We start from the raw sequence: 23,068 nt of genomic DNA on the forward strand, positions 1-23,068 counted from the left end.
TAATTAAACCTATAATCCATATATATATATATAATTTTTTTTATTACTTTTTTAGATAAACCTATCTTGTAATATTCATTTATATATATAATTAAGGCTATTGTAGAAATAGTTCCTAAAATCATAGTTATATTAGATATTTTTCCATAGATAAGTTGGTAAATATTTTGGTTATTAGCATCTCATCATTCATTGCTAAAAATAATGCTGCGCTAATACTATATACCCCTAAGGATAAATTTAAAACCAACTCATTTTTTTGATATATCTTGGTAAAGAAATAAAGTGATAACATAATTAAGCTAATTATACAACTTATATCTATCAACATATATTTATCTCTAAAATTAGTAATACTTTTCTCACTACCTATATATATAGATTTTAATATCCCACTTTTTAATGAGTCAGAATTTTCTAGTTGAATAAGTATTTCGAACTCTTTTTCATCTATATGAAAAAGTTTCATTCTCACAACACTATTAGAAAAATCACGTTCTTCTATGAAATCACTTGCTGATTTTATTATAATTTTACTTTTTCCCCAAATATTATTAATGTTAATTCCAATGTCTCGCTGGCTTTCATTAACTTTTATCTTAATTCTATATGTAGCTTTTCCCTCTGAAGGGAATTTGTTATTGTTTTTATCTTTATATCTATTCCAGTTACCAGGAAGTCTTATATATTCCTTTGGATAATTTTCCACATTATCAATAAAATCTTCTGTGTATAGAAGTTTATCATAATAGAACTCCCAATTTCCTTCTATGCAAAATACATTTTTATCTAAATTAACATCTGATAAGTCTAAATAGCCATTTTCTATTTGTAAATTATTTCTATTAGTAAAATTTGTTATAGAATAATAAGTAAATCCAAATATTAAAAAACAAAATATAAGTATATAAAAATTGTTAATCCATTTCTTCATATCTCTTTAATGCCCTCATAAAGTTTCCTTCTATTAATTCCTTTAATTTATCTATTAATATTTTAGGATCTTCTATCATCCCGTCTTTCATCCACTGTATTACCAGTCCTGCAAATGCATGAGTATAAAAATCTGCCATAAATTTTTTATCTTCAACTTTTACAGTCATTGTACTAGATATTTCATTAATTACTCCCATAAGCAACTCATTAATTACTGAAAAAAGATACATATCTAAATGTGTTCTACTTAATGAATTTAATGTATTATTACAAAACTTCTTATTATCTTCTATGTATAAAAATATTTTATAAAATCCATCAAGCCAAGTGCTATAACTTTTATATTCTGATATACTTTCAATTGCCTCTGTTCTATATATCCATTCTACAAGCTCATATATATCGTGGAAGTGATAATAAAAAGTTTGCCTATTTAAATTACATTCATTAACTACATCCTTTACTGATATTTTATGCAATGGTGTAGTTTTCATTAAAGTCTTTAATGATTTTGCTAATAACTTTTTAGTGTGTAGCGAACTTGTCAAAACTTATCATCCCCAATCTAAATCTTATTATATAATTATTTCTAGTAATTTGTAAATTTTACAAACAAAATATTTCATTATACTGTTCATAATTCATTATTAGTATTTACTTACCAAAAATTAAACATATGTAAATTTGCTTATTCCGTCGCTTCGCTCCAAATCAACGCCAGCTTACATATGTCCACTCGAAAAGTTTGAGGAAATATTTTCTAAATTATAATTTTTTTGTAATTTGCTAAAGAGTAAAAAAATATTACTGGAAACTCAAATTTCCAGTAATATTTAAAATATCAATTACATGAAACTATATTAAGGATCACACTTCCTAAGAACTTTTCCATCATTTTTTATATCTACATTAACTCTATTTTATCCTACAAATTTAAGTTTCCTACTGTCCTTTATTTGTTTTACTAGAGTCTTTATACTATAAAATTGCTTTGCAATTAGTATTAAGGATAATCTTTAGCTTTCTACCATGGTTCCTCCATTTACATGAATGATCTGCCCCGTCACATAACTTGAATCATCAGAAGCTAAATACACATATGCTGGAGCTAATTCATAAGGTTGTCCCGCTCTTTTCATTGGAGTATCTTCCCCAAAAGTAACAACCTCTTCTGCTGAAAAACTAGATACAATAAGAGGTGTCCAAATCGGGCCTGGTGCTACTGCATTGACCCTTATCCCCTTATCTACTAATGATTGTGATAAAGATCTTGTAAATGTTGTTACTGCTCCCTTAGTAGCTGAATAGTCTATAAGGGTCTCATGCCCCTCATAAGCTGTAACTGATGTAGTGTTTATAATAGAACTTCCTCTTTTTAAATATGGTAATACTGCTTTTGTTAGATAAAACATAGCAAAAATATTTACTTTAAATGTTATCTCTAACTGCTCCGAAGTTATATTTTCTATACTCTTTTGTGGGAATTGTACTCCTGCATTATTAACTAATATGTCTATTTTACCAAACTTTTCTATGGTCTTTTCCACTATATTTTTACTAAAATGTTCTTTACTAATATCTCCTTCTATTAATAAACATTCACTTCCATAGCCCTCTATATATCCTTTAGTTTCTTCTGCATCTTCTCTTTCATATAAATATACAATAACTATCTTTGCTCCTTCTTTTGCAAAAGCAACAGCAGTAGCTCGTCCAATTCCGCTATCACCACCTGTTATTATAGCCACTCTATCTTCTAACTTTCCACTACCTCTATACTCATGGTCATCGAACACTGGCCTTGGATCCATTATCGCTTCTATACCTGGTTGAACCTCTTGATGTTGGGGTGGAAAATCTCTATAGAAATTATTTGTCCATAATCCGCTTCTTTTATATGAGTTCATGTAATCCTCCAAATTAAATTATTACACTATTCATAATATGTCTTTTCTAAACTATTAGTTCCATCACACAAACTATCTATGTTTCAATTTAAATTTTAAACTTTCTAATTAATCTATTTAATATCTCCGAATAATTTTTTAGTGTTTCTGCTTGCTCAGCCATCTCTTGTAGTCCTGAAGATTGCTCCTCTGATGCAGCACTCACTTCTTCAGTAATTGCAGCTGTTTCTTGTGATACCGCTGCAACCTCTGATATATTAGACACAACAATATCTTTACTCTCAGTTATCTTATCTAATGATGATGTAACTTCACTAATATTATTTTCTAATTCATTTATCATACTACTTATTACATCGAATTTAGTTTTTGTTATCTCTAAGCTTTCCTCAGTTTCTTCATTAAGCTTCTTAGTTACCAACGTTTCTTCATAGAGCTCTTTTATACTCGCTTTTACTTCTTCTATTACATAATTAATTTCTGTTGCTGATTTAGCTGATTCCTCTGCTAATTTTCTCACCTCATCTGCAACAACAGCAAATCCTCTACCAACTTCACCAGCCCTTGCTGCTTCTATGCTTGCATTTAAAGCTAAAAGATTAGTTTGTTCTGTAATTGATTTAATAGCATCAACTATAATTCCTATTTCTTCTGATTTATTTGATAATAAATCTACTTTAGATACCATATTATTACTAGCGTCTCTATTCTTCTCATATGTATCTGTTAAATTCTCTAAGGCAACTGTTCCTTCTGATGAAGACAATCTAACTTCTTTTGATGTTTTAAGCATCTTTTGAGAACTTGATATAGACTTGTCAACTTCTTCTTCTAACACAGCCACTACACGAACTCCCGAATCTAAGCCAGCAGCTTGATCCGTAGCTCCCCCTGCTATTTGTTGAATTGATTTTGCCACTTCTTCGCCTACATTGCTAGACTCTTTAATTATTCCAAATAATGTCTCTGATCCATAATTCACCTTTTCAGATGCTTCTTGTATTCCTGATAAAAGCATTCCCATATCTTCGGTTAATACATTTAAACTATCCATCATAGCATTGATTTCTCTATTATAATAAAATTTACTTTCTACTTTTCCTGTAAAATCTCCATCTTTAATTTTATTCAATAAATTTACAACTTCTCTTATAGGCTTTGTAAGTCTTCTTGTAAATATTCCAGCTGATATAACCACCATAATTATCATTATTATTAGTACTGATACTGATAGCAATAACTCTTTTATATATGAAGAAATTAAATCCCTTCTTGGAATAGATACCGAAATAATTAACCCGCTCTCTTTTTCTACAACCTTATAACTTATATACTTTACGTCATCTATTTCTGTAGTAATTCTTACATTACTTTCACCTTTTATTATGTTCTCTATCCAAGGAAAGTCATTTATCCCTTTCCCTATTAAACTTGTATCACTATTAGCGATAATTATTCCATTCTTACTAAATACAGTACCAAAAGCTTTATCCCCTAATTCAAGATTCTGAACTATACCTGATAAAACATCAAGGTTCTTATCTATCCCTACAACACCTTGTATTTCACCTTTATCATTTAATACAGCTTTAGAATATGTAACTACTATTTTTTTAGTTGCAATATCTTGATAAGGTTCTGACATTATAGTCTTAGATGGATTATTTACTGCTTCCTTATACCAATCTCTTTGTCTAGAATCAAAACTATCACCTAAGTCAACATACGGTGCTAACACAAATTTTCCATCTTCACTTCCCATATATACAGAAATTACATCCTTATTTATTTCCTTATATGCCTGTAATGTCTTTTCAAACCAAACTATTTCATTATTTTTATTCTCTTTCAATCCCCTTGCATTAGCATCAACAGCTAAATATTCAATATCTTTAGTACTATTATTATTTTCATTTACTAATGATTGAGATACTACATCAATACTTTTATCAATAGTTGCATTTATAACACCATTAATATTTTTATTAAGCGAATAAAAGTTAGATAATACCATTGCTACTAATGGTATTATGGATGTCATAATAAGAAGTCTTACTATTGCTTGCTTTATAGTTTGTTCCTTAATTTTTCTTTTTTTCATTTTTCCTCCTCCAACCTACATGAAAATTAATATAAACAATATACTTTCCTTATATTAATTTATCGTATAAATAAGCACTAAATTTAGTCATAAACAGGCAAATTCAAACATTTATTTTTTCCTTTTTCTATATTTTTTAATTTCCATTCTTAATTCTTTTAAAATTGTGTATGAAAACATTATCACAAATTGATATTTTATTACTTTCTATACAAGTAGTAAATAAAAAAAATTACTACTCCCAAATTCATTTTGACAGTAGCAATTTGTATTTACATATCTTTTAATGTACGCTTTAAAAATTCACGTGTTCGTTCTTTTGTTGGATTATTAAATATTTGCTCTGGAGTTCCTTCTTCTTCAATAACTCCATTATTCATAAATACTACTCTATCTGAAACTTCTCTTGCAAAACCCATTTCATGCGTTACAACTAACATTGTAAGACCACTTTCTGCAAGCTCCTTCATGACCTTTAAAACTTCTCCTACCATTTCTGGATCAAGTGCTGATGTTGGTTCGTCAAAAAGAATAACATCTGGCTCCATTGATAATGCTCTTGCAATGGCAACACGTTGCTTTTGTCCTCCTGATAGTTGTTTAGGCTTAGCATTAACATAGTTACTCATACCAACTATATCTAAGTATTTCATCGCAACTTTTTCTGCTTCTTCTCTTGAGCGATTTAATACTTTCATTTGTCCAACAACACAATTACTAAGCACATTATGATTATTAAATAAATTAAACTGTTGAAAAACCATACCTAATTTAGTTCTGTATTTATATATATTGTGATCGTCATCTAAAATATTTTCTCCATTGTATATTATTTTTCCACCAGTTGGTTTTTCCAAAAGATTTATACATCTTAGCAAAGTTGACTTACCAGATCCAGATGATCCTATTATGCAAACAACTTCTCCCTTATCTACTGAAAAATCAATATCTTTTAACACTTCATGAGTTCCAAAGGATTTATTTAAATGTTGAATATCTATTACTTTCTTCATACTTTTCCTCCATTAAGCTACTACATCTTTAGTTTTTTGTAGTATATCTTCTGGTCTTTCTACTTGCATTTGATTTCCAGCCATAATGTAATTTTCTGGGCCATCTATTTTTCTTTCAAATGCTCTTAAGATTCTTGTAACTGTATATGTCATTATAAAATAAAGGATACATGTTACGAAGAATGCTTCGAAATATCTATAATTATTTCCTGCTACTGTTTTTGTTTGGAAATATAGTTCGGATACAGAAATTACATTTAAAACAGATGTATCCTTTATATTTATTACAAACTCATTACCTGTTGCTGGTAATATATTTCGTATAACTTGCGGTAATACAATATTCATCATTGTTTGAAAATGATTCATTCCTATTGCTTGAGCAGCCTCAAATTGACCTTTATCTATAGAAATTATGCCCCCTCTTACTATTTCTGACATATATGCACCTGTGTTAATAGATACTATAAATAATGCTGCCACTATCTTATTTATATCTATTCCTAAAAATTGAGCTGATCCATAGTAAATTACCATAGCCTGCACTATCATAGGTGTTCCCCTAAAAAATTCTATATAAATAGAAAGAATTATATTAACAATTTTAAGGCATACTTTCTTTAGCCCTCTATCAGGCACAGGAATAGTTCTAATAACACCTACCAATAAACCAATTAAAGTACCAATCAAAGTACCAATTATAGAAATAAAAAGTGTCATACCTGCTCCACGTAAAAACATTGGTAAGTTATTTTGAAGTATTTTTACTATCCATTCAATACTCATATTATCCTCCTAATAATTATCTAATATAGAATTTGAATAGGTTAAAAATTAATCTATTCTAATAAAACTATTGAGCTGCCGGTTGATTCTTAATAGCATTACTCATTATTTCTGTTTGTTCTTCTTGTGAAATACCTGATAAAATTTCATTTATTTTTGATGTTAACTCACTGCCCTTTTTAATACCTACTGCTGTTTCTGTATCTTCTGGATTTGTAACAAATCCATCCTCAAGCTCAATCATTTTAAACTTTGAGTTAGCAGTTTGTGCACTAACAGCTTCTGGTTTTTCAGATACATACGCATCAATAACACCTGACTCAAGAGCAACTCTCATAGCTGGAAAGTTATCCATAGCTTCTAGTTTTTTTACACCTTGAATTTGCTCTATTACTGAATAATGAAATGTATTTAATTGTCCTGTAACTTTTGCTCCATTAAAATCAGCTAATGTTTTAGCATTAGTATATTGACCTCCATTTTTAACAACCATAACTAATTGTGATTTATAGTAGTTATTAGAAAAATCTATTGTTTGCTTACGTTCTGCTGTTGGTGACATACCTGCAATTATTGCATCAATTTTTCCTGATGTTAAGGCTGGTACTAATCCATCCCATTCTGTTTTAACAATAACTAACTCTTTGCCTAATCCATCAGCTATTTTTTTTGCAATTTCTACGTCATATCCACCTGCATATTCTGCACTTCCATCTATTTTTACTCCTCCATTTGAATCATTCATTTGTGTCCAGTTAAATGGGGGATACCCAGCTTCAAGTCCAACTCTAAATACATTTTCACCTTTTTTATTTGAATTTCCTGAGCCACATCCTGTTAGTAATAGCATAGCTACTAATGATAATGAAATTAATAATGATAGTTTTTTCTTCATAGTAAATCCTCTCCTCTTTTTTAATAATAAAAAAACCAACCCTTTAATTGGATTGGTGCTATCTTAAATCTTTGGATAGGTTTCTATAAAAAAATAACTGAGCAAAGCTCAGGCCCAATTTATATATAACCTAATCCTCATCTTCCCATTCGAGATAGCACAACTTAATAAACTGGGAAAGTTTATTAAGACAGTCCTGTAGCTCTTAACTACAGACCCAGCAAGTAATACCGAGATATATTACAAGCTTCGGCAAAATTTCCTTCTCCTTAGTATCATCACTTTCTCTAGTTCAACCAAAGACTGTTAAATTTTGCGCCTCTACCCCACATATGAAAGTGAGGTATTTATTAAATTTATGTTTTTAGTGTACAGGCTTATATAATAAATGTCAATAGTTTAATAAAAAAATCTATTTTTATATTTTAAATTCTCTAGCTTTTTTAGGATCAGTAACTAATATAAACAAACCTCATAAAGATACTATCTATTTTCCCTCTAAAATATCCACTTAAGGTAATTTGAAATTAAATAAACCCTTCCAACTTGCTAGTTTAGAAGGGTATAACATTAACATATACTTTATTTAATATAACTTTATTATCTTTTACTCATATAGACCATAAGTTTTATTTATATCTTGTGTAAAAACAATGCCATTTCCTGGCTTATCCATTTCAAGTTCTTTTCTTATAGAAGCTATAATTGCCTCTGTTTTATCATCCTTAGATATAATCATAACTATTTCTTTTTCAGGTTCTATTTCCATAGCAAACACTTTACTTGTTTCATGTATACCAGAGCCTCTAGCATTTATTATTGTTCCACCTTTTGCTCCTGCTTTAGTTGCCGCATCTATAACATCTTCTGCTCTACCTTTTTCTACTATGGCAGTTATAGAATTATACATTATATTTTCTACACCTCTTTCTTTACTAATATTATCGCTTTTATATCTTCTGGTTCCTAAAATATTTGATATAGAAGTGGTAAATACTATCCCATGATTTGGTCTTTCAAATTTAAATTCTTCATCTAAATTTTTTAAAGATTTATTAACAGTATCACTATCAGCAACCATAAGAACAATTTCTTTCCTTACATCTGATAGTCCTAAGTAATCTAAAATTTTATTATTAACTGTCCCTCTTCCTAAAAATATAGTTCCTCCAGAAACGCCATGATATTTTGCTCTCTGTATCAACTTACTTCCTAGTCCAAAATTGACTATAAAATAAATAAGTTCAATACTTTTAGATTCAAGGCTATTGTGCATCCTCAATCATTCCTCCTTTTCTGGATTTAATTTTAAAGATAAATCCTAGTATTTGTAATGCAATTATAGGTGTCATTGCAACCATTGCAATCATACCAAATCCATCTATAAGAACATCTGCTCCTTCAATAGCCTCTGCCACACCTTGAGCAAAAGCTAATATAAATGTAGCTGTCATTGGTCCTGACGCAACTCCGCCTGAGTCAAAGGCCATTCCAACAAATAATTTCGGTACAAAATAGCTCATTGCAATCGAAACCAAATATCCAGGTAATAAATAATGCCATAACTTAACTTCCGGAACTAATATCCTAACCATAGATAATGCTACGGCAAAACCTACACCAATTGCAAGAGTAAACATTACAACTTTTCTCTTTACATATCCACTTGTAACATCTTCTATTTGATGTGTCAATACATAAACCGCTGGTTCAGCTAATATTGTGACAAAGCCTAATACAAAACCTACAATAATAACATACATTTTATTATCTAATGCAGCTATACTTTTACCTACTGCAGTTCCTACATCCATAAAACCTGCATTTACTCCAACTAAAAATATGACTAATCCTATAAATGTAAATAGCATCCCAAATAAGACTTTTCTAAATGATCTTTTTGATAATTTAAACTTTACTTTTTGAAAAATAATGAAAATAATCAATATTGGTAATAATGCTAATAATATTTCAAATGTTATTACTGGTATTTTCTCAATAAATGGTAAAATAATTGATGTAGATATTACCTCTGATCCTTCAAGGCTTCCTGTAACTTGGTCTGTCTTAGATAAAATACTCATTAACATTACTGATATAATAGCACCAGTAGATGCTATAGCAACTAATCCAAAACTATCCTTTTCTGATGACTTACTATCCTTTTTCAGACGGGAAACTCCTGTTGCTAGTGCTAAAATAAATGGAACTGTCATTGCTCCTGTTGTAGCTCCTGATGCATCAAAAGATATTGCTAAAAATTCTGGAGATGTAAATAATGCAAGTACTAAAATAAATCCATATATAATAGTTAATAATTTATATAAAGGAAAATTATATACTATTCTCCCTAATCCCAAAGAAAGCATAATAGCTATTCCTATAGAAACAATTGCTACTATAAGCCATTTAGATACTAATCCTGATGTAACAAATTCTACTTGTCCTCCAAGAATTTGTAAATCCGGCTCAGCTACAGATATAAAAAATCCAAGTAATAATCCTGCTACAATAACTATCCAAAGCTTATTGGTTTTTGCTATATTCGTTCCCATTATATTCCCTATAGGCGTTACTCCAATATCTACTCCAACTAAGAATATAGATAAACCTATAACAATTGCCACCGTTCCAATCATAAATCTAATTAATAAGTTCATATCTATAGGTGTTAACGTAAAGTTTAAGATTAATACTATTATAGTTATTGGCAGAACAGACATTAATACTTCTCTTATTTTTTCAGTTAATAAATTCAAACATGTATCATCCCTTTCTTTTATTGTTTTACTTAACTTATAATATAATTATACAATATTATCATATTTTTTTATTATTATTAAATCATTTTTACACTATGTTAATATTTTATTCATCTTTATTGTAAATATCCTGGCTATATAATTATTATTTACTTAAATATAAAATTAATTTATTTATATAAAATATCCTATGAATAACTTCTAAATTGTTACTCATAGGATATTTAATATATATTAAAGGATCGTATTAACATTGTCGTATTATGAATTTTATATCCATCTATTAAACTCTTCATCTGTAGCTAGTACATAATGTGTTCCGTCTATATGTTTATTTACCCCTTTCGAATAATCTATTCCACTAGTTTCATAATCATAAGATTCCGATATCCTTGATTTTTCTACATTTGGATTTGGATGTGGTATCGCTGATATTAAGGATTTAGTATAAGGATGAATTGGGTTTGAAAAAATTTCTTCTGTTGTTCCAGTTTCAAGCAAATACCCCAAATGAAGTACCCCTATTCTATTTGAAATATACTTTACCATTGATAAATCATGGGCTATAAATAGAAGTGCCGTATTAGTTTCATTTTGAATTTCTTTCATTAAGTTTACAACTTGTGCTTGAATAGAAACATCTAAGGCACTAATTGCTTCATCAGCTATAATAAGTTTCGGATTCATTATAAGTGCTCTTGCAATTCCTATACGTTGCCTTTGTCCTCCCGAAAATTGATGAGGATATCTATTTGCATGTTCTTTGGACAATCCTACCTTCTCTAATATCTTATATACCTTTTCATTTCGTTCTTCTTTATTTCTATATAAATTATGGATATCTAAACCTTGTGCAATAATATCTAATACCTTCTTACGGGGATTTAAACAAGCCATAGGATCTTGGAAAATCATTTGCATATTAGTTCTCAAATGCTTATTTTCCTTTTCTGATAACTTTCCAGATATATTTGCACCATCAAATTTTATTTCTCCAGCTGTCGGATCATATAATCTGATTATTGAACGCCCAATTGTGGATTTTCCACTTCCAGACTCTCCAACAAGACCATAAGTTTCTCCTGGGTATATTTCAAAAGAAACACCATTTACTGCTTTTACAGTAAATTTTCTACTTACCTTAAAATGTTGTTTTAAGTTTTTTACTTCTAGTAAAGGCTGCTTATTTTGCATCTACATACGCCTCCTTTAACATTCTATCTATTCTACTTCTTAACTCTTCTGGCATTTCAACTTTTGGTGAATTCTCATGTAATAACCAAGTTGCTGCATAGTGAGTATCAGTAATCTTAAACATTGGAGGCTCAATACGGTTGTCAATATTTAATGCATAAATATTTCTTGGCGAAAAAGCATCCCCTTCTACCTTATTTAATAAATTAGCTGGTGTTCCTGGTATTGTATAAAGTTTATCGTCCGTAGTATCTATATCTGGCATAGCTGATAATAACCCCCAAGTGTATGGGTGCCTTGGATCATAAAATATTTCATCTACATTACCTTTTTCTACTATTTTGCCAGCATACATAACTGCTACATAATCAGCTACCTTTGCCACAACTCCAAGATCATGTGTTATATATATTACAGATATATTTAATTTCCTTTGAAGATCTTTTATTAATTCCAAAATTTTTGCTTGTATAGTTACATCTAACGCAGTTGTAGGTTCATCACATATTAGTAAATCAGGATTACAAGCAAGTGCTATAGCTATAACAACTCTTTGTCTCATTCCTCCTGAAAGTTGATGAGGATAGTTTTTCATACGTTTTTCAGCATTAGTAATACCAACAAGTTCTAACAACTCAATAGCCTTTTTCTGAGCCTCTCTTTTAGGAGTCTTATAATGCCAAATCATCCCCTCCATAATTTGCGCTCCAATTGTCATGGTTGGATTTAAAGAAGTCATAGGATCTTGGAATATCATCGCTATTCGCTTTCCATTTATTCTTGTTCTCATTTCCTTCTTTGACAATTTTAAAATATCAACTTCAACTTTTTTATTATCTCTGTAATAAGTAAAATTAATACTTCCCGAATTAACTTCACCATTACTACTTAATATGCCCATAGCAGCCTTCATAGTAACTGATTTACCACTACCACTTTCACCTACTATAGCTAGAGTTTCTCCCCTATATAAATCTAACTTTACTCCACGAATGGCATTTACCATACCTGCTGATGTTTTAAAGGATATGGATAAATCTCTAATGGATAATACTTTTTCTTTATTCATTTACCATAACCCCCTACATTTCCTTCATTTTAGGATCAAAAGCATCACGTACACCATCTGCCAACATATTAAAGCTTAGCATTAATATTGCAAGAACTATAACCGGAGCTACTATCATATATGGATGTGTCGTGAATGATTTAAATGCATCACTAATTAATGATCCTAAAGATGCCATTGGTGCCGGTACCCCTAAACCAATAAAAGCTAGAAACGCTTCTGTAAATATAGCATTTGGTATAGAAAACATTGTATTTGTGATTATTGCTCCTAATATATTTGGAAGAATTTCTTTAAATATAATAAATAAACTCTTTGCTCCTAAAGTTCTAGATGCCAAAACAAATTCTTGTTCTTTTAATTTAAGCATTTGGGCTCTAGCAATACGATTCATACCAATCCAACCTGTAATCATTAAAGAAAATGTTATTGTTAATAATCCGGGCCTTAATACTATAATTAGTAATGTAACAATTACAAGACTTGGGATACCATTTAGTATTTCTGCAAAACGTTGCATTACATTATCTACAGCACCTCCAAAATACCCTGAAATTAGTCCATAGCTTAAACCAAATATCATATCAATTGCAACTGCTATCAATGCAATATAAAGAGAAATTCTTGTTCCCATCCATGTTCTTGTAAATATATCTCTACCTAAAACATCTGTACCAAACCAATAATAAGTATCTTCAAGTCCTGTTTTACTCCCATTAGCTGATACATATTTATTAACTTCAATTGCTCCCTGTGAAGTATTCATCTTTTCTCCACCGTCAAATATACCGATATTTTCTATTAATGGTATTCTTGGTGCAAGGTTTTGATGTGCTATAGTTTGTGAATCATATGTATGCCCATTCATCCAAACCCCTACCACAGCCATAAAAGTAATTAGTATAATACAAATAAGCCCTAGTATTGCTCCTTTATTTTTCTTAAGACGTGATAAAACATCCTTCCAATAAGATTGACTAGCATAGATTCTATCAATATTAGTTAAATTTTCTTCACCAACTAACTCAAAATCATTTTCTAAAAATTCTATACTTTCTGTTACAAATTCTTTACTCATGATTATCCTCCTTTGCTAATCTTATTCTTGGATCAACAACTCCATATAAAATATCAACTACAAGCATTATTCCTATATACATAGCACTATATATAAATGCTAATGCAACTATTACATTATAGTCATTTGATTGAATTGCAGTTACCAAAAGACTTCCGATTCCAGGAATCGAAAATATCTTTTCAATTACCAAACTACCAGTCATAAGTCCTACTATTAACGGAGCTAAAACAGTAATAATTGGAATTAAAGCATTTCTTACAGCATGTCTTAGTAAAAGTCTTATTCCACTTACTCCTTTACTTTCTGCAAGTTGCATATAATCTGAACCAAGAACCTCTAACATTTCGGTCCTTGTAAAACGAGCTATTGTAGCTATTGTAAACATGCATAAGGCTATTGTTGGAAGTACTGAAGATTTAAAGGGCATTTCTGCTGAATATAAAAGTGGAAATAAGGTTACCTTAAAACCTAAATAATAAGATAATCCTAATGCAAATACATATGAAGGTAAACTTACTCCTAAAACGGAAATCACAGTAGTTATAGTATCCCAAATCGTATTATGCTTTATTGCAGCTATTATTCCTAAAATTAACCCTATTAAAGTTCCAAGTAAGACCGCTTGTCCCCCAACTCTTAATGATATTGGTAAACGTGTTTGTAGCAATGCAGATATTGGTGTATTCTTTGAAATTGTATAAGAAACCCCAAAATCTCCTGTAAGCATATTTTTTATATAATTAAGAAATCTTATAAATACCGGTTGATCTAATCCATACTTTTGATTTAATAGTGCAATTTGATCTACAGTTAATTTTTCATCATTAAATGGAGATCCGGGCATAAATTCTAGCATTAAAAATAATATTAATAAAATTACTAAAAGTGTCGTTATGGAAATTGCTATTCTTTTAAGCAAATATTTTTTCATCTGCAATTCCTCCTGAAAGTAATATAATAAGTGAAAAGTGAAAAAGGAAAGAGTGAAAAAGTGAGTTAGCATCTGTATCTTTCAAGTTTTGCATCGCAAAACACCCTTAACTTTTCACTTTTTCACTCTTAACTTTTCACTATAATAATTTTTTTACAATTTAATTCTTAGTAACATTCTTGAAAATTCTAGTAACACCAACTGAATGGAATTCTATATTAGAAACACTCTTTTTAATCATAACAGCATTTCCTTTTTGATATACAGGTAAAATAACCGCTTCATCCATTACCATTTTTTCTGCTTTCTTTAATTCCTCCCATCTTTTTTCAGGGTTTAGAGCAAGTTCTCCGTCTTTAGCTGATTTAATCAACTTATCATATTCTGAATTTGTCCAAAAACCGTAGTTGTTAGGGCTATCTGTTGTCCACATATCTAAATATGTCATTGGATCTGCATAGTCAGGACCCCAACGAGTAAGTACAGATTCAAAATCTCCTGCTTGCATTCTTTCAACTCTGTTCTTTTTAGGCATTACTTCAAGTTCTATTGTAACTCCTGGAAGAGTTGTTTGAATTTCTGATTGAATAAATTGAGCTACATTTTGAGCTGATTCAGTATCTTCAACCATCATTTTATATTTGAATGTTTCTTTTCCTAATTCTTTCTTTGCATTATTATAGAACTCTAAAGCCTTAGCTTTATCTGTTGAAAGATAAGTTCCAGTTGTTTCACGGAAGTCTTTTCCATCTGGTCCTGTAGCTAGTAACTGCGGTACTGCAAAATCTGCTACAACAGAACCATCTTTTAATATATTATTAACGATAGCTTCTTTATCATAAGCTAATGCAATTGCTTTACGTAAATTTTCATTTTCTAATCCTGCTACCTTTTGATTAACAGAAATATACCAAAGGTATCCTGCTGCAACATTTGTAAACTCAGGGTCAGCTTTAAATTGTTCTACTTGTTCCCCTGCAAGTGCAGCAACATCTAAATCACCATTTTGATATGCAAGCATAGTTTGTTGAGCTTCTTTTATTACTTGGAATTTGATCCCATCCAACTTAACAGCATCAGCATCCCAATAATCCGTATTCTTAACCAATTCTATTGTTGTTGCTGCTGGTTCATAAGAAGAAATTTTATATGGCCCATTTGCTAAAATAGTATTTGGTGATGTTGCAAAGCTATCTCCAGATTGTTTATAAAATTCTTCATTAACTGGGAAAAATGATGGGAATGATAATAATGATTCAAAGAATGTAACTGGATGTGATAGTTCTACTACCAAAGTATTATCATCCTTTGCCTTTACTCCTAACTCTTCAACTCCCTTTTTACCTGCTAAAACATCTTCAGCATTTTTAATTCCTGCAATGCCAATCATAAAAGCATATTCACTAGCTGTTTTTGGATCAGCTAAACGTCTCCAGGCAAATACAAAGTCATTTGCTGTTACTTTAGTACCATTTGACCATTTAGCATCTCTTAATTTAAATGTATAAGTTAATCCATCTTCACTCTTTTCTGCTGATTCTGCTGCAGCTAATATTGGTGATCCTGCCTTGTCCACAGAATATATTCCTTCTGTAACAGCTGCTATTGCTTCAAAAGAAGTACCATCAGTTGCAATTTGAGGATCCATTGATGCAATCTCAACATCAAATTGAACTTTTAAAGTTTTGTCTGAACCTTGTGTTGTCTGTGTACCATTAGAATTATTGCTTGTACTTTTTGCCCCACCGCAAGCAACTAAGCTAATTGACAACGTCATCGCTAATGCCAAGGTTAAAAGTTTCTTAACTTTTTTCATATTACGCCCCCTAATTATTTATTTATCAAAGAAACAAAATTATTTTTTACAATCTGATAATATTGTTCGCTTTTTTATATATTATATATTGTTATTTTTACCCTTGTCAATATAAAAATTTAATAATTTAATAAGTATTTTAATTAATTTTTTATATTAAATATCTTTTTTTATTAACACTTTGTTTTTTAATCTATTTTTTAAATTCAATAATTTTATATATAAAAATTTATAATTTTAAACATTTATTTTTGACAATATAATTATTTTAAATACTATATTATATAATTTATATTTAACTCTTACTTAAATAAAAAAGCTCATTAGAGTTTTACTAATAAGCTTTTTCTTTTCTATAAATTTTTATAACTATTTCATATTTTTAAAATTTGTCCATATGCTCCATTCGATATCACTTCATCTTCCATAGCAATATTTCCATTTACTATAACATGTTTTATTCCTATAGGTTTTCTTGTTTTATTATTATAATCTTCATATCCTGTTATTTCATTAAAATCAAATATAGTTATATCCGCTCTTTTCCCTTCTTTAATTTCACCTATATCTTTTAATCCTAATGTTTTCGCTGGAAGAAGTGTTGATTTATATATAGCTTCTTCAAGAGATATAGCTTTCTTTTCTCTAACAAACTTTCCTATAAACAATGGATAATTTCCATAAAGCCTTGGATGAGGTTCTCCTGCTGGGATGCTATCGGAACCTACCATTTGAAATGGATGCTTTATTAATTTTATTGTATCTTCCTCCGAAAAAATATTTAGTGTCACAATTCCAACCCCTGTTTCTTCTGATATAAGAAGTTTAGCTACAAAATCAATAGGATGAATATTTCTTTCTATGGATATTTCTCCAACAGTTCTCCCTATATATTTTAAGTTTTCCTCTTTATTTAAAGATGTTATTAAAATCCCATTCCATCCTGAAATTGCACTATAATTATCCCAACCAACATAATTTGCATTTAAATCCAAAAGCTCCTTTTTTAAAGTGTTTAATATTTCTTTATCTTTTAACTTTTCTAATAATATTTTAGTTCCTTTATTAGTTATCCATGGGGGTAGAAGTTGAGTCATCAAAGTACTCCCTGAAAGATAAAGATGTTCATCAAATGTAATACTTATCCCACTTTCAACAGCCTCATCTACTATATTTATTAATCTTTCAGCCTTACATCCCAACTCATTAGAATCATACGACCTCATATGTGAAATATGAATTTTTACTTTTGATACTCTTGCTACTTCTATTACCTCATTTATTGAATCTATTATATTTCTATCATGATTTCTTACATGTACCATTACTATTCCATTATAGTTTTTAATTACTTTACATAATTTTATCAATTCATCTTGTGTACTAAATATTCCAGGAATATATTGAAGTCCAAGAGACATTCCTAATGCACCTTGTTTCATAGCATTATCTACTATCTCACACATTTTATTAATTTCATCATTTGTTGCTTTTCTCGCCTCAAATTCCATAACACTTGCTCTTACAGCTCCATGAGAAATAAGCACAGAATAATTATTTTTTAATCCCTTTTCCTTTATTTTATTAAAATAATCATTAACTTCTCTAAAGTCAAATTTTATATTAGGGTTTCCAACAACTCCCTTAATGTAATTTTTCCACGTTTTACTTTCCTCTTCTATACAAGGTATAACTCCTAATCCACACTGTCCAACTAATTCTGTTGTAACACCTTGTCTAAGTTTTAGATTTTGTATTTCTTCGTCCATAAATGGTACAAGATCATTATGACTATGCACATCTATAAACCCAGGTGAAATTACTAAGCCACTTGCATTTATAACTTTTTTACAATCTTTATCTATATTTTCTTTTATTGCTACTATTTTGCCGTTTTTAATCCCTATATCCATTTTATAGGCTGAATTTCCTGTACCATCAACTATTAATCCATATTTAACTAGAATATCTAACATTTATCTCACTCCTCAATACAATTTACTAGTATTTTTATATAAAACCTACCTTTCTCATTATATTCCTTTATTTTAAACTATTCAGTTTTAATCTACTTATTTTTTGTTATTTATTGTTATAAATTTAAAATAATTAATTTTTCCTCACTTTTATTATACTTTTCGATTATTTAATTTCCTTATTTATCAAGGTGTTAAAATTCAATTTTTGATAAATACTATTTAATGATAAATTCAAGTAGGAGGAAATTTCATGGCTAATATAACTGGTGTAGTCAAGTGGTTCGATAATGAACGTGGATATGGATTTATATCTTGTGAACAAGGAAATGATGTATTTGTACATCATTCACAAGTTAAGGAAAATGGACCTGATAGTAGTTTACATGAAGGTGAAAATGTTTCTTTTGATATTAAAGAAAATGAAAAAGGTCCTATGGCTGTAAATGTTCATAAGCTATAATTAAAAAAGCATCTCCTTAAAGAGATGCTTTTTAATTATAAAAATAACTATACGTTTTTTATATTTTATATTTAAATATTATTTTGTAGGCATAGTGGAAGCTCTAAATTATTAGCCTCTAGTAACTCTTTATCTTTAAGAATTGATTTCGTATCTCCATCCCTAACTATTCTTCCTTCACATATAAGAATTGTTCGAGTGCAGGTATCTAAAATCATATCCAAATCATGAGATGCAATAATTTTAAGATGTTCGAATTCATTAAGTATATTAATTAAGTTCCTTCTATTCCTAGGATCTAATGCAATTGTAGGCTCGTCCATTAAAATAATATCCGGGTTCATAGCAAATATTGTAGCTATTGATACAAGTTTTTTTTCACCACCAGACATTTTATATATCTGTTTATCTCTCAAATTTTCTATATGAACTTTTTTTAATGCATAATTCACTCGCATTTCAACTTCCTTTTCCGAAAAACCATAATTCCGTGGTGCAAATGCTATCTCTTCATAAACATTAGGCATAAAAAGTTGATTGTCTGAATCTTGAAATACATATCCTATTCTTTCACGAATTCTACTTAAAGTGCTTTTTTGTATAGGTATATCTTCTATTTTTATGCTACCTTCATAATTTAAATTTAATCCAACTAATAACTTTAAAATTGTAGACTTTCCTACTCCATTAGCTCCAATAATACCAATGGATTCATTCTCCTTTGCAGTAAATGTAATATTCTTTAGTATTGGATATGATTTTTCATAAGAAAAAGATAAATTTTCTACATCTACATGAATATGACTCATATTTTCCTCCTAAAAAAGTATAGTTCCCATTATTTCAGATATATTAACAAATCTTATGGTAATAAATATAGTTAGCCAAGTAATAAAGTAGACATAATCTTTTGAATTACACTTAATATTATGCGCGTATGAAAACTCACCTGTGTACCCTCTTAAGCACATGCTTTCGTATATATTTTCTGCTTTATCCATACTCCTAAGCAATAGTTGACCCATAAGAGAACCCCATACTTTATAATGTATTCCTTTTTGATTTGGAGCTCTCAAACTATATGCTTCACTAATTTGATTCGCTTCCTTAAGCAATACTGTTAAATACCTATAGATAAGTAGAACTTGAGTTATAAAAATTTTAGGTATATATATACACTCCATTGCATAGCATATTTTTTCAATATTTGTTGTAACAATAAGAATATAAGATGCTAAAACCGCTAAAATTCCCTTCATCATTAAAGTACTCATGGAAATAATTCCTCCTGAAATAGAAATTCCATTTATACTAAATAATATTTCTTTATCAAAAAGTGGATTAAACAACCCCATAAAACACACTAACGGAAGTACTAACCTCATTTTTTTTATACTATCTTTAAAAGAAATACCAGCAATTATAAAAATAACTATTGGATATATAAACATACCTATAACTCCTGTTATATTATATTTATGGAATGATACAACTAATAAAATATATATAATAGTTAAGATAACCTTAATCAGTGGATGAATTTTATTCATCCACTTATCTTCATTTGATAAAGCATCTATATTATTAATTTCATAAATTGTATTATTCAACTTACTCATTTTATAATTTGCCTTCTGAAAAATTTAAAGGTATAGCATCCACCAATACACAATACCGAAACTACAAGTCCTCCAATAACTCCTGATATAGAAGTTCCTATTGATGAATCAGAATTTTTAAGTGAGTAATCTGGCAAGATTGCAGTAGCTTCTTGTAACTTTTGCATATTATCATATATTTCCCCATTTGCCTCCATATCTGTAGATCCAGTAACTTTCTCAATAGACCATTCTAGCCCATCAGGATATTCAGATGCCATAAGTGAAATACCTCCAGCTACTAACAAAGTAAATAATGATATAATTAGCAACACTTTCTTAAACGGTATTAATCCTGCAGTCTTTTTAACATCTTCATCTATCCCCCAAAGCAATTCTGGCCTTGCTTCATATATAAAACAAAGTACTGCAGCTGTAATAAGTCCTTCTATTAATCCAATTGCTAAATGTATTGGCTGTATAACTGCAACAAAAGTAGAAAATGGCAACTCTGTAATTCCAGAGAGTAAGGTTTCTATAACTACAGAAAATGCTCCCATTTGTAATGTTAAAACACATCCTGTTATAGATGCTATAATAATTTTTTTCTTAGATGCACCTTTTCTCATTATAGGTTTCCATATAAGCATTGCACCAATAAAACATCCATAAAAAGCTATATTCCATATATTACTTCCTAAAGCTAATATTCCTCCATCTGCAAACATTAAACATTGTATTAACAACACTCCACCCAGTGTCAAGAATCCTGCAAAAGGCCCTAATAATGCAGATAATAAAATCCCTCCACATATATGTCCTGATGATCCTGTCCCCGGAATAGTAAAATTAATCATTTGAGCTGCAAATATAAATGCGCCCATAACTCCCATTATCGGAATTTTCTTAGTTTCATTTTCCATTCTCACTTTTTTTATTGAATATCCAGTTGCTAAAGCAGAACACGAATACATTACTCCAGCAACTGTAGGTGCAACTAGTGCATCAGCCATGTGCATTTTTAAAATTCCTCCCCTTTATTTAAAATAATTTATTATGTTTACTTATATTTAATAAGGAGCTGTTGTAAATCAGCTCCTATTTTAGTTTTGTAATTAATTTTGATTTTTATATTTTAAATTATATATCCTGCAACATACCTTTTATTTACTGCTAAATAGATAATTCTCTTACTTCATGATATTTATTTAAATCAGTATAAAGTTCACCCTTATATGGATTACGCCTTGTCTTGATTACTTTATAAATCATATATATAGCAACTGCAATATTAGCGAGAAGTGCTAACAAACTGAAAATAAATAAAGGTGTTTCATTATAGGTTGATGACACTACAAATTTGCCTTCATCAATAAATGCTGGGAAGGTTTGTGCAAACATACACCATAATGCTAATGTATGTGCACGATGTTGAAGCCATGCACCTTTCCCAACAGTAAAAGCACATATTGTTGGAGCAAGTAACAATGCAAAACCGCAATACCATGAATGTCCTGGAAGACAATTATAAGTGTATGCAAAATTCCATAAATCATAAGCTATAATCCAGAACCATAACATATCAGGCCATATCATGTCATTGCTTCTATCTTTATTAGTCCTTTTACGAATACATATTCCAAACCAACCAGTAATAGTTATTATATTTAAAATACCTGCAATAGCATTCATATAATTCCATGAACCGCCTAACACATACATTGCATCGTCTGCAAGAATTCCGCCGCCTGCATATTGAAGTCCTACTTGGATATCACGTGCTACAGCCTCACAAATATTGATTGCAAGAATCAAAGGTGGAAAGCAAAGTGCTATTTTATTATCTGCTAGTCTCCATTCCCTTCCTGTTTTTTTATTTTTACCTTTTAAATGCCTTATACACCAAAATCCAATACATCCTGCTGTTGCTGAATATACCTTTGCTAAATGAAACCAATCAGTATAAGTTTTCTCTTTCAATACTGTAAACCATAAAACAGATAGTATCATTGGTAATATTACAAAAGCTATAAATCCACAAACTTTTGAACGCCTTGTTACTTCATTAAGTAAAAATAAAATTATGAATATAGCAATCCAAACTAACCATACAGATAAATCAGAAGCTCCCGCTTCATAGTTAAAACTAAACATTATTATTCCCCCAGTTATAATTTTTTTATATTAATAACAAACAATCTCTTTTATATAAAATTCTTTACCACCTAACAGTTCCCAATCCTTAGTTTCACACTTTGGGCATATTCCATTATTTGAAACTAAATTAAATACTTTATTACATTCCTTACACAAAGCATTAGCGGGCAATATTTCTATCTCTAATTCCGATCCTTGCAATATTGTTCCTTCAATTGTTGCTGGGTAAAGATTTTTCATATATCTTGGAATCATTGAAGAGAGTTCTCCAATTTGTAAAACTAAAGTTTCAACTTTTTTTACATCATTTTGTTTTGCAAAATTCTCTACAGTTTTAATAATTTCAAATAGAACCCCTATCTCATGCATATGAACTCTCCTAA

At 29.7% G+C, this 23,068-nt stretch carries 21 protein-coding genes and 1 riboswitch; of the genes, 1 reads left to right on the top strand and 20 read right to left on the bottom strand.

The genetic code is table 11. The features are described 5' to 3' along the window. Nucleotides 1–127: 127 nt before the first annotated feature. From A500_RS13400 to A500_RS13470, 15 genes are all read right to left on the bottom strand, one after another. Nucleotides 128–934 (bottom strand): hypothetical protein, encoded by an 807-nt coding sequence (locus tag A500_RS13400; RefSeq protein ID WP_016208104.1) that lies wholly within the window; start codon nucleotides 932–934, stop codon nucleotides 128–130. Beyond that, on the bottom strand, nucleotides 918–1,484 hold the full coding sequence (gene dhaS / locus A500_RS13405; RefSeq protein ID WP_016208105.1) for a dihydroxyacetone kinase transcriptional activator DhaS: 567 nt from the start codon (nucleotides 1,482–1,484) through the stop codon (nucleotides 918–920). Before dhaS ends, A500_RS13400 begins: the two co-directional genes overlap by 17 nt. Before the next feature lie 468 nt (nucleotides 1,485–1,952). Continuing rightward, complete coding sequence (locus A500_RS13410) at nucleotides 1,953–2,843, bottom strand: SDR family oxidoreductase (RefSeq protein WP_016208106.1); 891 nt, start codon at nucleotides 2,841–2,843, stop codon at nucleotides 1,953–1,955. 88 nt (nucleotides 2,844–2,931) lie between these two features. After that, nucleotides 2,932–4,944 (bottom strand): methyl-accepting chemotaxis protein, encoded by a 2,013-nt coding sequence (locus A500_RS13415; RefSeq protein WP_016208107.1) that lies wholly within the window; start codon nucleotides 4,942–4,944, stop codon nucleotides 2,932–2,934. A gap of 272 nt (nucleotides 4,945–5,216) precedes the next feature. Further along, nucleotides 5,217–5,957, bottom strand: coding sequence for an amino acid ABC transporter ATP-binding protein (locus tag A500_RS13420; RefSeq protein ID WP_016208108.1), 741 nt, complete (start codon nucleotides 5,955–5,957; stop codon nucleotides 5,217–5,219). A gap of 12 nt (nucleotides 5,958–5,969) precedes the next feature. Next, a complete protein-coding gene (locus A500_RS13425) occupies nucleotides 5,970–6,743 on the bottom strand; it encodes an amino acid ABC transporter permease (RefSeq protein ID WP_016208109.1) in 774 nt (257 codons plus the stop codon). Nucleotides 6,744–6,810: 67 nt separating this feature from the next. Then, nucleotides 6,811–7,638 carry a transporter substrate-binding domain-containing protein gene (locus A500_RS13430; protein WP_016208110.1) on the bottom strand — a complete coding sequence of 276 codons (828 nt, stop codon included), beginning with the start codon at nucleotides 7,636–7,638 and terminating at the stop codon, nucleotides 6,811–6,813. 147 nt (nucleotides 7,639–7,785) lie between these two features. After that, nucleotides 7,786–7,970: riboswitch (Lysine riboswitch) on the bottom strand. Between the two features lie 275 nt (nucleotides 7,971–8,245). Further along, nucleotides 8,246–8,914, bottom strand: coding sequence for a P-II family nitrogen regulator (locus tag A500_RS13435; RefSeq protein WP_016208111.1), 669 nt, complete (start codon nucleotides 8,912–8,914; stop codon nucleotides 8,246–8,248). Further along, entirely contained in the window at nucleotides 8,904–10,397 is a 1,494-nt protein-coding gene (locus A500_RS13440; RefSeq protein ID WP_016208112.1) for a DUF1538 domain-containing protein, read from the bottom strand. The genes A500_RS13435 and A500_RS13440 overlap by 11 nt, the downstream gene beginning before the upstream one ends. A gap of 273 nt (nucleotides 10,398–10,670) precedes the next feature. Next, complete coding sequence (locus A500_RS13445; RefSeq protein ID WP_016208113.1) at nucleotides 10,671–11,594, bottom strand: ABC transporter ATP-binding protein; 924 nt, start codon at nucleotides 11,592–11,594, stop codon at nucleotides 10,671–10,673. Then, on the bottom strand, nucleotides 11,584–12,663 hold the full coding sequence (locus tag A500_RS13450) for an ABC transporter ATP-binding protein (RefSeq protein WP_016208114.1): 1,080 nt from the start codon (nucleotides 12,661–12,663) through the stop codon (nucleotides 11,584–11,586). Before A500_RS13450 ends, A500_RS13445 begins: the two co-directional genes overlap by 11 nt. Before the next feature lie 13 nt (nucleotides 12,664–12,676). After that, a complete protein-coding gene (opp3C, locus tag A500_RS13455) occupies nucleotides 12,677–13,741 on the bottom strand; it encodes an oligopeptide ABC transporter permease (RefSeq protein ID WP_016208115.1) in 1,065 nt (354 codons plus the stop codon). Continuing rightward, nucleotides 13,734–14,675: an ABC transporter permease gene (locus A500_RS13460; protein ID WP_016208116.1), complete on the bottom strand. Its 942-nt coding sequence runs from the start codon at nucleotides 14,673–14,675 to the stop codon at nucleotides 13,734–13,736. The genes opp3C and A500_RS13460 overlap by 8 nt, the downstream gene beginning before the upstream one ends. A gap of 160 nt (nucleotides 14,676–14,835) precedes the next feature. After that, on the bottom strand, nucleotides 14,836–16,491 hold the full coding sequence (locus tag A500_RS13465; protein ID WP_016208117.1) for a peptide ABC transporter substrate-binding protein: 1,656 nt from the start codon (nucleotides 16,489–16,491) through the stop codon (nucleotides 14,836–14,838). Nucleotides 16,492–16,865: 374 nt separating this feature from the next. After that, a complete protein-coding gene (locus A500_RS13470; protein WP_016208118.1) occupies nucleotides 16,866–18,467 on the bottom strand; it encodes an N-acyl-D-amino-acid deacylase family protein in 1,602 nt (533 codons plus the stop codon). Nucleotides 18,468–18,720: 253 nt separating this feature from the next. Between A500_RS13470 and A500_RS13475 the strand changes: the two genes are divergently transcribed. Continuing rightward, nucleotides 18,721–18,930: a cold-shock protein gene (locus A500_RS13475; RefSeq protein ID WP_016208119.1), complete on the top strand. Its 210-nt coding sequence runs from the start codon at nucleotides 18,721–18,723 to the stop codon at nucleotides 18,928–18,930. 71 nt (nucleotides 18,931–19,001) lie between these two features. Here the strand turns inward: A500_RS13475 and A500_RS13480 are convergent, their stop codons facing one another. The 5 genes from A500_RS13480 to A500_RS13500 all read right to left on the bottom strand — a co-directional run bounded on the left by A500_RS13480 (nucleotide 19,002) and on the right by A500_RS13500 (nucleotide 23,054). After that, entirely contained in the window at nucleotides 19,002–19,739 is a 738-nt protein-coding gene (locus A500_RS13480; protein WP_016208120.1) for an energy-coupling factor ABC transporter ATP-binding protein, read from the bottom strand. A gap of 9 nt (nucleotides 19,740–19,748) precedes the next feature. Further along, on the bottom strand, nucleotides 19,749–20,549 hold the full coding sequence (gene cbiQ / locus A500_RS13485) for a cobalt ECF transporter T component CbiQ (protein WP_016208121.1): 801 nt from the start codon (nucleotides 20,547–20,549) through the stop codon (nucleotides 19,749–19,751). Beyond that, nucleotides 20,546–21,547: an energy-coupling factor ABC transporter permease gene (locus tag A500_RS13490; RefSeq protein ID WP_016208122.1), complete on the bottom strand. Its 1,002-nt coding sequence runs from the start codon at nucleotides 21,545–21,547 to the stop codon at nucleotides 20,546–20,548. The genes cbiQ and A500_RS13490 overlap by 4 nt, the downstream gene beginning before the upstream one ends. Before the next feature lie 154 nt (nucleotides 21,548–21,701). Further along, a complete protein-coding gene (locus tag A500_RS13495) occupies nucleotides 21,702–22,682 on the bottom strand; it encodes a DUF5692 family protein (protein ID WP_016208123.1) in 981 nt (326 codons plus the stop codon). 30 nt (nucleotides 22,683–22,712) lie between these two features. Continuing rightward, a complete protein-coding gene (locus tag A500_RS13500; RefSeq protein WP_016208124.1) occupies nucleotides 22,713–23,054 on the bottom strand; it encodes a hydrogenase maturation nickel metallochaperone HypA/HybF in 342 nt (113 codons plus the stop codon). Between the last annotated feature and the right edge of the window lie 14 nt (nucleotides 23,055–23,068).

This window comes from Clostridium sartagoforme AAU1 (assembly GCF_000401215.1).
In the GTDB taxonomy this organism is placed as follows: domain Bacteria; phylum Bacillota; class Clostridia; order Clostridiales; family Clostridiaceae; genus Clostridium; species Clostridium sartagoforme.

Coding starts and splice junctions, on each gene's coding strand:
- A500_RS13425 (WP_016208109.1), bottom strand. CDS start 6,743: ATGAGTATTGAATGGATAGTAAAAATACTTCAAAATAACTTACCAATG.
- A500_RS13435 (WP_016208111.1), bottom strand. CDS start 8,914: ATGCACAATAGCCTTGAATCTAAAAGTATTGAACTTATTTATTTTATA.
- A500_RS13470 (WP_016208118.1), bottom strand. CDS start 18,467: ATGTTAGATATTCTAGTTAAATATGGATTAATAGTTGATGGTACAGGA.
- A500_RS13480 (WP_016208120.1), bottom strand. CDS start 19,739: ATGAGTCATATTCATGTAGATGTAGAAAATTTATCTTTTTCTTATGAA.
- A500_RS13400 (WP_016208104.1), bottom strand. CDS start 934: ATGAAGAAATGGATTAACAATTTTTATATACTTATATTTTGTTTTTTA.
- A500_RS13495 (WP_016208123.1), bottom strand. CDS start 22,682: ATGTTTAGTTTTAACTATGAAGCGGGAGCTTCTGATTTATCTGTATGG.
- A500_RS13450 (WP_016208114.1), bottom strand. CDS start 12,663: ATGAATAAAGAAAAAGTATTATCCATTAGAGATTTATCCATATCCTTT.
- cbiQ (WP_016208121.1), bottom strand. CDS start 20,549: ATGAGTAAGTTGAATAATACAATTTATGAAATTAATAATATAGATGCT.
- A500_RS13460 (WP_016208116.1), bottom strand. CDS start 14,675: ATGAAAAAATATTTGCTTAAAAGAATAGCAATTTCCATAACGACACTT.
- A500_RS13430 (WP_016208110.1), bottom strand. CDS start 7,638: ATGAAGAAAAAACTATCATTATTAATTTCATTATCATTAGTAGCTATG.
- A500_RS13490 (WP_016208122.1), bottom strand. CDS start 21,547: ATGCACATGGCTGATGCACTAGTTGCACCTACAGTTGCTGGAGTAATG.
- A500_RS13445 (WP_016208113.1), bottom strand. CDS start 11,594: ATGCAAAATAAGCAGCCTTTACTAGAAGTAAAAAACTTAAAACAACAT.
- A500_RS13475 (WP_016208119.1), top strand. CDS start 18,721: ATGGCTAATATAACTGGTGTAGTCAAGTGGTTCGATAATGAACGTGGA.
- A500_RS13410 (WP_016208106.1), bottom strand. CDS start 2,843: ATGAACTCATATAAAAGAAGCGGATTATGGACAAATAATTTCTATAGA.
- A500_RS13420 (WP_016208108.1), bottom strand. CDS start 5,957: ATGAAGAAAGTAATAGATATTCAACATTTAAATAAATCCTTTGGAACT.
- A500_RS13465 (WP_016208117.1), bottom strand. CDS start 16,491: ATGAAAAAAGTTAAGAAACTTTTAACCTTGGCATTAGCGATGACGTTG.
- A500_RS13415 (WP_016208107.1), bottom strand. CDS start 4,944: ATGAAAAAAAGAAAAATTAAGGAACAAACTATAAAGCAAGCAATAGTA.
- A500_RS13500 (WP_016208124.1), bottom strand. CDS start 23,054: ATGCATGAGATAGGGGTTCTATTTGAAATTATTAAAACTGTAGAGAAT.
- opp3C (WP_016208115.1), bottom strand. CDS start 13,741: ATGAGTAAAGAATTTGTAACAGAAAGTATAGAATTTTTAGAAAATGAT.